Origin of the sequence: Knoellia sp. S7-12 (assembly GCF_040518285.1) — a bacterium.
Taxonomy (GTDB): domain Bacteria; phylum Actinomycetota; class Actinomycetes; order Actinomycetales; family Dermatophilaceae; genus Knoellia.
Genome location: NZ_CP155449.1, coordinates 1411960 through 1426461 on the forward strand (window position 1 = coordinate 1411960; position 14502 = coordinate 1426461).

Annotated in this window: 12 protein-coding genes; 11 read left to right on the forward strand and 1 reads right to left on the reverse strand. The window is 67.3% G+C overall.

The window, feature by feature from the left end:
* Positions 1-1554 carry an APC family permease gene (locus V6K52_RS06815; RefSeq protein WP_353953130.1) on the reverse strand — a complete coding sequence of 518 codons (1554 nt, stop codon included), beginning with the start codon at positions 1552-1554 and terminating at the stop codon, positions 1-3.
* 135 nt (positions 1555-1689) lie between these two features.
* Here V6K52_RS06815 and V6K52_RS06820 point away from each other — a divergent pair, with 135 nt between their 5' ends.
* The 11 genes from V6K52_RS06820 to V6K52_RS06870 all read left to right on the forward strand — a co-directional run bounded on the left by V6K52_RS06820 (position 1690) and on the right by V6K52_RS06870 (position 14441).
* On the forward strand, positions 1690-3093 hold the full coding sequence (locus V6K52_RS06820) for an FAD-dependent oxidoreductase (protein WP_353953131.1): 1404 nt from the start codon (positions 1690-1692) through the stop codon (positions 3091-3093).
* A 50-nt stretch (positions 3094-3143) separates the two neighbouring features.
* Positions 3144-4520 (forward strand): FAD-dependent oxidoreductase, encoded by a 1377-nt coding sequence (locus V6K52_RS06825; protein WP_353953132.1) that lies wholly within the window; start codon positions 3144-3146, stop codon positions 4518-4520.
* A gap of 143 nt (positions 4521-4663) precedes the next feature.
* Positions 4664-5119 (forward strand): hypothetical protein, encoded by a 456-nt coding sequence (locus tag V6K52_RS06830; RefSeq protein ID WP_353953133.1) that lies wholly within the window; start codon positions 4664-4666, stop codon positions 5117-5119.
* A 109-nt stretch (positions 5120-5228) separates the two neighbouring features.
* Complete coding sequence (gene prfB, locus V6K52_RS06835; RefSeq protein WP_353953134.1) at positions 5229-6341, forward strand: peptide chain release factor 2; 1113 nt, start codon at positions 5229-5231, stop codon at positions 6339-6341.
* A gap of 35 nt (positions 6342-6376) precedes the next feature.
* The gene (locus V6K52_RS06840; protein WP_353953135.1) at positions 6377-6853 is read left to right on the forward strand and encodes a hypothetical protein; all 477 of its coding nucleotides are present in this window, start codon (positions 6377-6379) and stop codon (positions 6851-6853) included.
* Positions 6854-6938: 85 nt separating this feature from the next.
* Entirely contained in the window at positions 6939-8330 is a 1392-nt protein-coding gene (locus V6K52_RS06845) for a 3-hydroxybutyrate oligomer hydrolase family protein (RefSeq protein WP_353953136.1), read from the forward strand.
* A 367-nt stretch (positions 8331-8697) separates the two neighbouring features.
* Complete coding sequence (gene ftsE, locus V6K52_RS06850) at positions 8698-9396, forward strand: cell division ATP-binding protein FtsE (RefSeq protein ID WP_353953137.1); 699 nt, start codon at positions 8698-8700, stop codon at positions 9394-9396.
* A complete protein-coding gene (gene ftsX, locus V6K52_RS06855; RefSeq protein ID WP_353953138.1) occupies positions 9393-10298 on the forward strand; it encodes a permease-like cell division protein FtsX in 906 nt (301 codons plus the stop codon). The genes ftsE and ftsX overlap by 4 nt, the downstream gene beginning before the upstream one ends.
* Before the next feature lie 158 nt (positions 10299-10456).
* Positions 10457-11866, forward strand: a complete 1410-nt coding sequence (locus V6K52_RS06860; RefSeq protein ID WP_353953139.1) for a peptidoglycan DD-metalloendopeptidase family protein — start codon at positions 10457-10459, stop codon at positions 11864-11866.
* 94 nt (positions 11867-11960) lie between these two features.
* Complete coding sequence (smpB, locus tag V6K52_RS06865) at positions 11961-12455, forward strand: SsrA-binding protein SmpB (protein WP_353953140.1); 495 nt, start codon at positions 11961-11963, stop codon at positions 12453-12455.
* A gap of 3 nt (positions 12456-12458) precedes the next feature.
* The gene (locus V6K52_RS06870) at positions 12459-14441 is read left to right on the forward strand and encodes a DUF2207 domain-containing protein (RefSeq protein WP_353953141.1); all 1983 of its coding nucleotides are present in this window, start codon (positions 12459-12461) and stop codon (positions 14439-14441) included.
* Positions 14442-14502 lie beyond the last annotated feature (61 nt).

Below are 14502 nucleotides of genomic sequence, written 5' to 3' on the forward strand. Positions count from 1 at the left end.
TCAGTCCGGCGCCTTGACCGGTGTGTCCACGTGGAGCGTCTCGCCGTTGAAGAACGGCTTCTGCTCCTCGCGCCGGGACAGGATGAACATGATCGGCAGACCGAGCAGGATCGTGCCCATCCCGAAGAGGAAGACGCTGCCGATCTCCCAGCCCAGGCCCGGCACCGTCCAGGCGCCGAGGTAGCCGTAGTCGGCCGAGAGCATGTCGAACGCGCTCTTGAAGAAGGCGAAGGTGAGGATCAACGCACCGAGGAGCGGCAGGACACCCTTGACCCAGAGGTCCTTCCCGCCGCGGGCGATGTCCTTGCGGAAGTACCAGACGCACGCGTAGGCCGTGATGCCGTAGTAGAAGGCGATCATCAGGCCGATGGCCAGCAGCACGTCGCCATAGACGTTGTCGCCCATCAGGCTCAGCGCCACATAGATCGCCGTCGCGAGACCACCGATGAACAGGGTGGAGTAGGTCGGGGTGAGGTAGCGCGGGTGGGTGTTGGCGAACCTCGTGAGGATCGCCCGGTAAACACCCATCGCGAGCGTCCCGCGTGCGGCCGGCAAGATCGTCGTCTGCGTCGAGGCCACCGCCGAGACGAGCACGGCGAGCAGCACGACCCAGTCCCAGCTGCCGAGGGCCTGCTCGCCGATGACGCTGAAGACGTCGTCGGCGTTCTCCTCGTTGCTCAGGCCGATACCACTGTCACCGACACCGGCATACGAGACCGATGCGACGGTGGTCAGCAGGTAGGTCGCGAGCAGGATCAGGGTGGCGGCGACGGCAGCGCGGCCGGGGGTGCTCTCCTTGTCCTTGGTCTCCTCGTTGAGCGAAAGGATCGTGTCCCAGCCCCAATAGATGAAGATCATGAGGATCATGCCCTCGGTGAGTGAGCCCCAGCCACCACCGCCCTCCTGGAAGAAGGCCATTGGGTTGAACCACGAGGCCGAGATGTCGATCGACGTGTCGGGGCGGTCTGCACCGAACACCGCCCAGAACAACGCGCCGACCAGCACTGCCAGCGCGATGTATTGGATCGCGACCAGCACGTTCTGCAGCCAGTGGGCGATCTCGATGCCGCGATAGGAGACGTAGGTCATCGTGGCGATGAAGGCCACGCCGAGCACCGTCACCGCAACCCTGTTCTCGGCGAGGTCGTCGGCCCCGAAAAGATAGAACGAGTACTGCGCCGCCACCTGCGCGAGGTTGGCCAGTACGATGATCCCGGCCATGGCCAGCACCCAGCCGCTGAACCAGCCGGTGCGCGGACCGAAGGCCTTGGTGACCCAGGTGAACGTCGTGCCGCAGTCCGGCACTGCGCGGTTGAGCTCGCGATAGGCGTAGGCCGTGAGCAGCATCGGGATGAAGCCGAGGATGACTGCGACCGGAGCGAGCACACCGGTCTCGATGACGACGTAGCCGAGCGTGGCGGCCAGGCTGTAGGCCGGTGCCACCGATGCCAGCCCGATCGCCAGCGTCCCCGTGAACGAGAGCGAGCCCTCGCTGAGGCCCTTGTGCGCCTGGATGTCACCGCTGCCGGGTGCGTTCTTGGTGGATGCGGACACGTCGACCTGCCCTTCAGTCTGGGCGGCGCTGTCCGCCAGTGGACGCACTGTATGCCCGCTCAGGGGCCCCGGTGGGGCGCTTTGCGGAATCACGTTTCCCGCTCTCTCGCGTGCCGGGGCTGCAACGATGTGGCGATGGTGCCCGATGTCGCCGCCTCCCTCGCTCACGCCGAGCCCGAGGTGTTCTGGTTGGCCGACCCCGCGTCGCCACGTCCCGAGCCCGCGCTGGTCAGCGACACCACGGCTGACCTCGTTGTGGTCGGTGGTGGGTACACCGGCCTGTGGGCTGCCCTGCAGGCCAAGGAGGACAACCCTGCTCGCGATGTCGTCCTCCTCGAGGGCCACACCATCGGGTGGGCCGCCTCAGGTCGCAACGGGGGCTTCTGCGCTGCCAGCCTCACCCACGGCGAGGCCAACGCGCTGGACCGCTTCGGCGACGAGTTCGACACCCTGCAGGCGATGGGCCGGGCCAACCTCGACGGGATCGAGGACACGCTCGTCCGGCACGGGATCGACGCCGAGTTCGAGCGCACCGGCGAGCTCGACTTCGCCGTCGAGCCGTGGCAGGTCGACGATCTGCGTGAGCTCGTCGAGACGGTCAACCGCCACGGCGGCTCGATGGCCTTCCTGGATCAGGACAAGGCGCGGGCTCACGTGGACTCGCCGACCTACCTCGCGGCGATGCACGACCCCGACGGTGTCGCGATGGTTCACCCGGCCAAGCTTGCCTGGGGGCTGCGACGGGCGTGCCTCGACCTCGGCGTGCGCATCCATGAACACACCCGCGTGACCGCCCTCGACAACGACGGGCCGGGGGTGCGGGTGCGGACCGACCACGGCAGCGTCCGTGCGGCCAAGGCGGTGCTCGGCACCAACGTCTTCAGCGGCCAGCTCCTGCGCCGGCTGGACCACTACGTCATCCCGGTCTACGACTACACGCTCGTCACCGAACCGCTGAGCCCCGACCAGCTCGCCTCGATCGGCTGGCAGGGCCGCCACGGTCTGGCCGACAGCGCCAACCAGTTCCACTACTACCGGCTGACCGCCGACAACCGCATCCTCTGGGGCGGCTACGACGCGGTCTACCACTACGGGTCCAAGGTGCGCGCCGAGTACGACCACCGTCCACAGACGTACGCCCTTCTGGCACAACAGTTCTTCACCACCTTCCCGCAGTTGCGCGGTCTTGGATTCACCCACCGGTGGGGAGGGGCCATCGACACGTGCAGCCGGTTCACCGCCTTCTGGGGGCGGGCTCACGGTGGCCGGGTCGCCTATGTCGCGGGCTACACCGGACTCGGTGTCGGCGCCAGCCGGTTCGGGGCTCGCGTCATGCTCGACCTCGTTGACGGCCTCGACAACGAACGCACCCGGCTCCAGATCGTCCGGAACAAGCCGCTGCCCTTCCCTCCCGAGCCCGCGCGGTGGGCCGCGATCAAGGCCACGACGTGGTCGATCCAGCAAGCAGACCGCAACGAGGGTCGGCGGAACCTGTGGCTGCGAACCCTCGACAAGGTCGGGCTCGGCTTCGAGTCCTGACAGATCGACCCTCCACTCCCAGAACCGTCGACACCAACGAAGGGCACCACATGCCAGGGGCACCGTCTTCCTACGAAGCGGACGTGATCATCGTCGGCGCCGGGCTCTCCGGCCTCGTCGCTGCCCGCGAGGTGATGCGTGCCGGGCGCGAGCCGCTGGTCCTCGAGGCCAGCGACCGGGTCGGAGGGCGGATTCTCACCGAAGAGCCCCTCCCCGGAGTGTTCCTCGAGTTGGGCGCGCAGTGGATCGGTGACACCCACCACCAGATGGCGGCTCTGGCCAACGAACTCGGCATCGGCCTCTATCCGCAGTTCGAGGAGGGCGAGACCTCCTACGAGTTCGGCGGACGGGTGCTGCGGGGTGAGGCGTTCCACCGCGCGCACGCGCAGGACCTCGCCGAGGTGGATCGCGTGCTGCGCCAGCTCGACGCCATGGCGCAGACCGTGACGGTCACCGAACCCTGGCTGGCGCCGAAGGCCGACGAGTGGGACCGGATCACGGTGGGTCATTGGTACGACGCCCAAGGGCTCTCGCCGACCGGGCGTTCGCTGCTGGAGATCTGCACCGTCGGCATCCTCGCCGTTCCCACCGTCGAGGTGTCCCTGCTCGGTCTGCTCGTCAACGTCGTGACCTGTGGTGTCACGGCCGACCTGCTCTCGGAGTCCGAGGGTGGCGCGCAGACCCAGCGTTTCGTGGGCGGCACGGGACAGATTCCGCAGCGGCTGGCCGCCGAGCTGGGGGAGCGCGTGATGCTGAACAGCCCTGTCCTGACGATCGATCACGGCGCGGACTCGGTGACAGTGACCTGTCGCGGTGGCCTCATGGCGCGTGGGCGGCAGGTCGTCGTCGCGCTGGCACCGACACTGGCAGGCCGGATCATGTATGACCCGCCGCTGCCGGGAACGCGTGACCAACTCACCCAGCGGATGCCCCAGGCCTCGGCGCACAAGGCGTTCGCGATCTATGACGAACCGTTCTGGCGGGCGGACGGATTCAACGCCCAGCTCATCTCCGAGATCGGCCCGGCGCGCATGTCCAACGACTCGTGCATGCCGGAGGACACCGGCGGGCCCGGCATCATCCTCGCCTTTCTCGAGGGTGAGAACGCGCGCGTCGAGGGCCGCTGGCCCGCCGAGCAACGCCAGGAGGCATTGCGCGCCGAGCTGGCTCGACACTTCGGGCCCCGCGCGGCAGCGCCAGAACTCATCGTCGAAGGCGCGTGGGTCGACCGTGAGTGGACCCGAGGCTGTTACAACGCCAACCCGGGACCCTGCGGCTGGATCCACTTCGGCCACGCCCTCGCGACGCCGATCGGACCGATCAAGTGGGCAGCCACCGAGACCGCGACCCGGTGGAGCGGCTACATGGAGGGCGCGGTCGACGCCGGACTGCGCGCTGCCGCGGAAGCTCTCGCCGACCTGCCCTGACCAGCCGCTAGTTCCGGCGGGGGACCCGTATGGTCCGGACGGGCCGCTTTCCGATGTTCCGCGGACGGCCAGCGAAGCGCAGGAGGACACTTCGCGACCAGGAGCTCGGTCGAAACTACGGCGACGTTCCCGTCGCCCCGGCGGTGCTTCGGAAGGGATTCGACACGCATCGCTTCACGTCGCGGCTCGGCGCCGCCATCGCCATGACCGCTGCCATCGGTCTGGCCACCGCCACCACGGCAGCCGCTCATGAGTGCTTCAACGCCAGCCGTTCCGACCAAGGCAACCTCAAGGCCGGCTCGAACTCTCAGGCATGGTTCACCCTCGTGGTGGCCGACGCCATCGCCGGTGACGTCGAGGACGGATTCCTCACACCCGCACAGGGAGCGTGCGTCACGGCCGCCTATGCAGCAACGGGTGCGCCATCGTCGTTCACGATCAAGGTCATCGCCGGGAAGACGGTGTTGTCGGCGGTCCCAACAACATCGACGGCCATGGCATCGACCACGCGTTTGCGGCCTACGGCGAAGAAATCGGCGGCTCCTACGCGGTATGTGGCGCCGGCGGGCCTGGCTGACCCCGGCCTGACCGCGGCCTGACAAGTGAGCTGGGCGGGCCATCGAGACCCCTCGTCGGTGGCCCGTCCTTTCTTGTCCGGCAACCGCGCGCGGCGAGCCCACGGCATACGGGCACGTAGTCTTGGTTCTCGTGGCCACCGACTTTCAGCAAGAGATCAAAGAGCTCCGCACGACGATGACGTCTGTGCGTGACGTCACCGACCTGACCGCGCTCGAGGCGACGATTGCCGACCTCGAGGAGCAGGTGGCCGCGCCGGACCTCTGGGACGACCAGGAGAAGGCGCAGGTCGTGACCTCTCTGCTCTCTCGCGCCAAGTCCGAGTACGAGCGCGTCACCGGCATGGACACCAAGGTCGACGACCTCGAGGCCCTTGTCGAGATGGGTCAGGAAGAGAATGACGCCGAGACCCTCCTCGAGGCCGAGAAGGAGCTCAAGGCCGTCAGGAAGGCCGTCGGCGAGCTCGAGGTCCGCACCCTCCTCAGCGGCGAGTGGGACGAGCGCTCCGCCGTTGTCACGATTCGCGCAGGAGCCGGTGGCGTCGACGCCGCGGACTTCGCCGAGATGCTCATGCGCATGTATCTGCGCTGGGCCGAGCGCCACGGCTACCCGACCAAGGTCATGGACACGTCCTACGCAGAGGAGGCCGGCATCAAGTCCGCGACCTTCGAGGTCAACGTGCCCTACGCGTTTGGCAACCTCTCGGTCGAGGGCGGCACCCACCGCCTCGTGCGGATCAGCCCGTTCGACAACCAGGGCCGTCGCCAGACCAGCTTCGTTGCCGTCGAGGTCATCCCGCTCATCGAGGGCACCGACACCATTGAGATCCCCGAGAACGACCTCAAGATCGACGTGTTCCGCTCGTCCGGCCCGGGCGGTCAGTCGGTCAACACGACGGACTCGGCCGTGCGCATGACCCACCTCCCGACTGGCACCGTCGTGTCGATGCAGAATGAGAAGTCCCAGATCCAGAACCGCGCCGCTGCCCTTCGCGTGATGCAGTCGCGGCTGCTCCTGCTCAAGCGTGCCGAGGAAGCCGCCGTCAAGAAGGAGATGGCTGGCGACGTCAAGGCGAGCTGGGGTGACCAGATGCGCTCCTACGTCCTCAACCCGTATCAGATGGTCAAGGACCTGCGCACCGAGTTCGAGACCGGCAACCCGACCGCCGTCTTCGACGGTGACATCGATGGCTTCATCGAGGCCGGCATCCGCTGGCAGATTGCCGAGCGCAAGGCCGCTGAGTGAGTTCCGTTGCAGGACACTCAGATTCGAGACAACCGATGACGTATGCCGTGGAGCTTCCTATCGATGGGCCCGCGGACTGGGCGGTGTGGTCGGCTGACCTCGTGGCCCGGATTCGTGCGCTTGGCCCCGAGGAGCAGGTCGTCGTCTCCATTCCTTCGATGGCCCGACTCCACCAGGTCCGGCCAAGGCGGTTCCTGGGACTCATCTCTGCCACCCACGAGGACACCTCGCCGTGGATGCGCGTTCGTCGCGACGAGGACCACGCCGTCGCCGAGCTCATCGGCAGCGAGAACTTTGGTGGTGACTACCTCTTCTCCGAGCACGAGGAGAGCCAGATCAATGCGCTCGGCTGGCACCGCCCCGGCAACGACCTGATCGAGGCGCGGATCTGGACACGGTGGTTCCCGGACGACGTCGCGCAGTCGGGCTACCTGTCCCTCGCGGATGCCAGGGCTGCCGCCGACCTCATCGAGCGCACCCTGCGCGACGTCTTCGTCATCACCGACGGCTGAGCCGACTCACCAGCACACACGCGCCTTCGCGGAGTGGGGCCGCGGCACATGGGTCACGGCTCGTGGCGCGAGCATGCTGACGGCCATGCGCCCGACAAAGACGTCTCCTCGCACGGTCCTCGCGACCCTGACCGCCCTCGTAGCCACCGCCGCCCTCTTGGTGGCCGCGCCACCAGCCACCGCCGACAAACCCGGAGGCGGGCACTGCGCCCGCCAGGCCAAGATCGCCGTCCCCGGCGCTGAGATGCAGAAGGTCTCCTGCCTCGACGACCTCACCACAGCCGGAACGGTCCCATCCGGCCACAGCAAGGCCGCAGACTTCGCTGGCCTCCACACACCCGGCACGGTCAACCCGACGGGAGTGCCCGGCATACAGGTCGATGGGTATTTCCCGGACACGTCCACGACGAACGCCAACAACGGGTGGAAGCACGACAGCCAGTTCGTGATGCGCATCCCCGACAACTGGAACGGCGGCCTCGTCATCACCGGCGCGCCCGGCAACCGCAGTCAGTACGCCAATGACTTCATCTGGTCCGATTGGGTTCTCGCACAGGGCTATGCGTTCGCCAGCACTGACAAGGGCAACATGGGACTGCGCTTCTATGACGACGGCTCCACGCCGGGCGGCAGTGTGCGCGAATGGAATTCACGCGTCACCGAGCTCACCCTCGCTGCCAAGCGCGTCGTCAAGCAGGTCCGTGCCAAGGCACCGCAACGCACCTGGATGGCCGGCATCTCCAACGGCGGCTACCTCGTCCGGTGGCAGCTGGAGAACCGCCCCGACCTGTATGACGGTGGCCTCGACTGGGAAGGCACGCTGCTGCGCGCAGACGGGCCGAACCTCCTGACCTACCTCCCGACAGCGCTCAAGCACTACCCGGCGTATGCCGCCACCGGCAGCCCCGCTGCCCACGACGCCATGATCGAGGCCGGTTTCGAACCGGGCAGCGAATTCCTCTGGCCGTTCCACCACACCGTGTACTGGGACCTCACCCAGCGGATCTATCGCGAGGAGTTCGACCCGACCTTCGACGGCGCGACCGACGCGGGAACGCCCTACTGCGCCAGCGGCACACCGCAGTGCGACGCCGACTATGACTACGCGAGTCGGCCGGCCGCCGTGAAGGACGCGATGCGGTCGGTGGAGCTCACGGGTGACATCGGCAAGCCGCTCATCACGGTGCACGGCGACCTGGACACCCTGCTGCCGATCGGCACCGACTCCGACGTCTATGACCAGCTCATCGACGACGCAGGAGCCGGAGCCAGCCACCGCTACTACCGCGTCGAGGACGGCACCCACACCGACGCCCTCGTCCCGGCGTTCCCGGACCAGCTCCGGCCGCTGCTGCCGTGTGCCCGCGCCGGATTCGACGCTCTGACCGCATGGGTCGAGGACGGAACTGCCCCACCCGCGGATGCCACGGTGCCCCGACCGACATCGGGGGATCTGCTCAACACCTGCGCCCTCTGACGCAAAGCGAGGCCTACTGCACCGTAAGTGGGGTGATCACCCCACTTACGGTGCAGTAGGTCCGTCGACAGGTCAGTCGATCTGCTGCTCGAGGCCGAGCGTGTCCTTGTCGTCGTGGCGTGGCGACGGTCGTGCGCAGCGCAGTGTGCGGGATGAAGGCGCTGGCGATCATGCTGATGATCGGGGACGACTCCGGCGATCAGGAAGATGTAGCCGGTGCTGTCGCCATAGGCGTGACGCACGATCATTGCGCTCATCCGCAGGTGATGGGCACGCCGTCCGGCACGGGGTTGCGCCCGACCCACAGGAGCGGAACCTATGCTCGTGACGCATCCTTCCCCCGAGCCGTGAGGCCTGACCCCCGCGCATGATTCGCTTCGACAACGTGTCCAAGGTCTATCCGAGGTCGACCCGACCTGCGCTCACTGACGTGAGCGTCAACGTCGAGCGCGGCGAGTTCGTCTTTGTCGTCGGCCCCTCCGGCTCCGGCAAGTCCACGATGCTCCGTCTCGCCCTGCGCGAGGAGAAGGCCTCCTCCGGCTCTGTCCTCGTCGCCGGCCTCGACCTCGGCTCCCTGTCCGCGCGCAAGGTTCCGCGGTTCCGCCGGGGGATCGGTGCGGTCTTCCAGGACTTCCGCCTCCTCCCAGGCAAGACCGTCGACCAGAATGTCGCCTTCGCGCTCCAGGTCATCGGCAAGCCGACGTCGGCGATCCGCCAGCTCGTCCCCGAGACGCTCGAGATGGTCGGCCTCGAGGGCAAGGGCAAGCGCCTGCCGCACCAGCTCTCCGGTGGTGAGCAGCAGCGCGTCGCCATCGCCCGGGCCGTCGTCAACAAGCCGCAGATCCTCCTGTGCGACGAGCCGACGGGAAACCTCGACCCCAAGATCAGCCTCGACATCGTCCACCTGCTTGACCGCATCAACCGTGCCGGCACGACAATCGTCATGGCGACGCACGACGCCGACACGGTCAACGAGATGCGTCGCCGCGTGGTCCAGCTCGATGACGGAGTGGTCGTGCGTGACGCCGAGGACGCGACCTACCTCGCACCGGAGGGAGACAAGTGAAGGCCGGGTTCATTGCAGGCGAGGTCTGGTCCGGCCTGCGCCGCAACCTCTCCATGGCGCTCTCGGTCATCCTCGTGACCATGGTGTCGATGTTCCTTCTCGGCATGGGCCTGCTCGCGCAGCGCCAGGCCGACACGATGAAGGGCTACTGGTACGACCGGATCCAGGTCTCCATCTATCTCTGCGCCGACAACTCGTCCCAGCCCAACTGCCAGGGCCAGGGCGCGACCGAGGCGCAGAAGGAGAGCATCGAGAACCAGCTCAGGGCGACGCCCGAGGTCAAGGAGGTCTTCCACGAGTCCGAGGCAGAGGCCTTCGAGCGATTCAAGGATCAGTTCCGCAACAGCCCCATCACCGGCAACGTCCAACCGGGTGACATCCCTCAGAGCTTCCGTGTCCAGCTCAACGACCCGACAAAGTTTGCCGTGGTCACGAGTCAGTTCGAGCGCGCACCAGGCGTAGCGAGTGTCCAGGACCAGGAGAAGGTCCTCAAACGGTTCTTCCAGATCATCAACTGGATCACGGTCTTCTCGGTCTTCCTCGCTGGCCTGATGGTCATCTGTGCCGCGTTGCTCATGGCGACCACGATCCGCCAGGCGGCGTTCATCCGAAGACGCGAGATCGGGATCATGAGGCTCGTGGGTGCGTCGAACTGGACGATCCGCATGCCGTTTATCATCGAGATGCTCGTCGTCGCGACGCTCGGAGTCGGGCTGGCGGTGGGCATGTTGTGGCTCGGGTTACGCCTGATCTTCAACCTCGGCTTCAACCAGGTCGTGCTCAACAAGGCCCTCATTGGGGCCAATGACGTCTGGGCCCTCACGCCATGGCTCTTTGGTGGGGTCATCCTCATCGCCGTGCTCACCAGTGTGGTCACGCTCCGCCGCTACCTACGGGTGTAGGTCGCTGTGGCGTCGCCATTCGCCTGCGACGCACCCTTCCATCCGCCAGAATGGTGGCTTCTCAGCCATCTCGCAGATGCAAGACAGTAACTGGCTATTGGGAATTTCTCGGCGAGGGAGGTTCCAATTGGGAGTGACTCGTGTTACCAATGGTGACTATGTGGCGAACCCCTGCGCCCCGATCTGTCTCCGTGCGCCGGTATGCCGGCATCTCGGTGGCGCTCGCGTGCTCCCTGGCCTTGATGGCACCAGTGTCGGCCCTCCAAGGCGCTGACCCCGATCCGAACCAGCAGAAGCGCAAGGTCGACTCCCAGATCGACCAGCTCCGCGAAGACCTCAGCGAGACCAACTCGAGTCTTGCTTCGGCGTTCACAGCGCTGCAGGCGACCCAGGCCAAGCTGCCGGGTGCCCAGGCCGCGCTGGCTCAGGCCCAGGGCGCGGCCGCTCGGGCCCAGACAGAGAACGCGATGGCCGCCCAGGAGCTCGACGTCGCCCAGGCCAACGAGACCAAGGCGCAGGACGAGCTGGCCACCACGACCAAGCAGATCCGCGACAGCCGCGGCGACGTCGCCCAGTTCGCCGCGCAGATCTATCAGGAGCAGGGCTTCGGCGAGTTCGACATGGCCATGACGTCGACCTCCCCGCAACAGTTCGCGGACCGGATTGCGCTCATCGGCACCGTCATGGACCTCCAGGGCCAGTCGATGGTCGCGCTCGCGACGGCCAAGGCCAGCCAGACAGCGCAGGAGGACCACCTGTCCGCCCTGCGCGCCGACTCGGAGAAGGCCAAGCGCAAGGCTGAGGCGGCACTCGCCGCTGCCAGTGCCGCTCGCGACAAGGCCACGGCGGCCAAGACCGCTCTCGACGCCCTGGCGGCGCAGCAGAGCAAGCAGGCCGCCGCAGTCAAGGCGCAGTCGATCGCCGAGCAGGCCAGGATCAACCAGATGCAGGTCGAGTCGAACCGACTCAGTGCCGTCATCAAGGCCCGCGCCGCAGCAGCCCTGCGTGCCGCCAGGATCGCCGCCGCGGCCAACGCCAAGGCCAAGGCCGAGGCTGCGGCGAGAGCACGTCAGAACGCCGACGCTGCTGCGAGAGCTCGTCGGAACGCGGAATCACGGCCCCCGAGTGGTGGCAATACCGGGGGCGACAGCACTCGACCCCCCGCGAACACCGGTGGTCCACTCAGTGCCCCCATGACGGTGGGCCGGATCAGCTCGGAGTACGGCATGCGGTTCCACCCGATCCAGCGCGTGTGGCGCCTGCACAGTGGCCGCGACTATGCCGCGCCCTGCGGCTCGCCTGTCAAGGCGGCGGCCAGCGGCACCGTCATCGAGGCCGGCTACAACAGCAGTTACGGCAACCGCGTGATCGTCGACCACGGCGTCATCAACGGCGTGCACCTCACGACGACCTACAACCACCTGGAGCGGGTCCGGCTGAGCTCCGGGAGAGTCCAGCGAGGCGCAGTCGTGGGCTACGAGGGCTCCACCGGCAACTCCACCGGTTGCCACCTCCACTTCGAGGTCTACGAGGACGGCACGTTCGTCGACCCGCGCAGCTACCTCTGAGCCTCACCCACCTCGAGGGCGCGCCGCAAACACGGGGGCGCACACGGCATACGCTGCAGTAGCGTGTCGCACTGACTCGAGGGAGGTGAGCGCCGTGGCACAAGCCAAGAAAAACCAAGCTGGCAAGACCGATGACGGGCGCAAGCTCATCGCGAGCAACCGCAAGGCTCGCCACGACTACCTCATCGAGGACACCTTCGAGGCCGGCCTCGTGCTCATGGGCACCGAGGTCAAGGCGCTGCGCATGGGGCGCGCCACGCTCGTCGACGGCTGGGCCAGCTTCACCGGGGACGAGCTGTTCCTCGAAGGCGTCCACATCCCCGAATACCTTTCCGGGTCGTGGACCAACCACACGCCGCGTCGCCGTCGCAAGCTCCTGCTCAACCGCAAGGAGCTCGACCGCATCGCCCAGAAGACCCGCGAGAGCGGCCACACGATCATCCCCTTGCAGTTGTACTTCAAGGACGGGCGCGCCAAGGTCGAGATCGCCATCGCCAAGGGTAAGAAGGAGTACGACAAGCGCCACACGTTGCGTGAGCGCCAGGACCGTCGTGAGGCCGAGCGCGCGCTCGGCACGAGCAGGGGGTAGTTCGTGACCGGTCGGCTTCGGATCTGGATGGCGGGTATGGGGGTCATGGTGGCGATGGCCGTGGGCCTGCCGGTCGGAGTGGCAGTTGCCGCGCCGCTCGCCAGCGGCGCGAGCGCGCCGGATTCGGTGGTCGGCTTCGTCCCGATGGACGACGATGCCACCAGCTTCAACGTGGCGTATGCCGTGCAGCCCGACGGGTCGATGAAGGTCACCCAGCGCATTCGCTGGGACTTCCCTGAAGGGGAGGAGCGCCACGGCATCTATCGCACGATCCAGACGCGAGCCGGCTACCAGGACTCGAGCACCCAATACCGCCACTACGAGCTGTCCGACGTCGAGGTGACCTCGCCGACGGGAGCGCCGACCGACACCAACATCTCGAGCCTCGGTGCCTACGAACAGGTCCGCATCGGCAGCGCCGACGAGACGGTCTCCGGTGTGCAGGAGTACGTCCTCACGTATTCGCTCGCCAACGTCATCAATGACATCGGTGACGGGACGGCCGAGCTCTACTACAACCACATCGACCCCTCCAACGAGTACGTCTATCGCGATGTGAGTGCCGACGTCACCGGGCCGGTGCCCGCGACGAAGGTCGCCTGCTTCTACGGCGCACTGCACGAGGACACGACGTGCACGGGCACGGCGGGCGCGACGTCGAAGTTCACCGTCCCCGACATCAACCCGGGCCAGGGTGCCACGATCGTCGTCTCGTGGCCGCGGACGGCCTTTGGTGAACTCACGCCCGACCTGCGCGAGACAGAGTCCGATGGCGGTTTCGGCGGTGGCTACGGCGACCCCGGGCCCTCGCTCAGCGCGGACCAGACGAAATACCTCGGTGCGGCGCTCGCGGGTGGCGGCGTGCTGATCCCGTTGCTCGCCGGCGGGCTCATGGGTCTCCTCGTGTGGACCCGCGGCCGCGACGAGATCTATGCCGGTCTGACGCCCGGCCTGTCGCCCGGCGCCGGCGAGAACGCGCCGGTCGTGCGGGGGAGCGCGCCCACCATCGCGGTGCAGTTCACCCCGCCGGCAGGTGTGCAGCCGGGCATGGTCGGCACGATCATGGACGAGAAGGCCGACGTCGTCGACGTCACGGCCACCCTCATCGATCTTGCGGTCCGCGGGCACCTCACCCTGACCACTGAGGAGCGGGGCCGTTTCCGCAGCGACGACTGGATACTGACCAGGACGACGCCGCCGGCGGATGGGCCGGCTCTCGCGATGTACGAAGCCGAACTCCTGGGCGGAGTCTTCAAGGACGCCACCGAGGTGCGCCTCTCGTCCCTCAAGAACACCTTCGCCAGCACTTTGCAGGGCGTCCAGGGCCAGATGTACACGGAGGCAGTGCGACGGCACTGGTTCCGACGCTCGCCCGACGCCCAGCGATCCGCGTGGAAGGGCCTGGGGTTCGTCCTGTTCGTCCTCGGCGCCCTGGCGCTCTTCTTCCTCACGTCTGCCCTGGGGGGCCTTGGTGGCAGCAGCCTCGTCGGCATGGGCTGGGTCTTCGGGATCGGCCTGATCGTCGCCGGACTCATCGTCCAGCTGCTGGGCCGACGCATGGCCTCACGCACGGCCGAGGGGAGCGCTGTCCTGGCGCAGGCCAAGGGCTTCGAGCAATACATCGCCACCGCCGAGGCCAACCAGATCAAGTGGGAAGAGGCACAGGACATCTTCTCGAAGTTCCTGCCCTATGCCATCGTCTTCGGGTTGGCCGACCGCTGGGCCACAGTCTTCGAGGACGTCGCCGCGGCCGCGACCGCCGCGGGTCACGCCATCGCGACGCCGACCTGGTACGTCGGTTCGATGGCGGGCTGGAACTTCGGCCACGTCGCCACGAGCATGGACTCGTTCTCGACCCAGGCCGCCGGGACCTTCGTCTCAACGCCTGGCTCCTCCGGCGGTTCCGGCCTCGGGGGTGGCGGCTTCTCCGGTGGCGGAGGGTTCTCCGGAGGTGGCGGCGGCGGAGGTGGCGGCGGCTCCTGGTAGCCGCACGCTCGGCCTCGCAGCACGCTCGAATCTCGAGTATCGCGATGCACGCTCAGTTGCT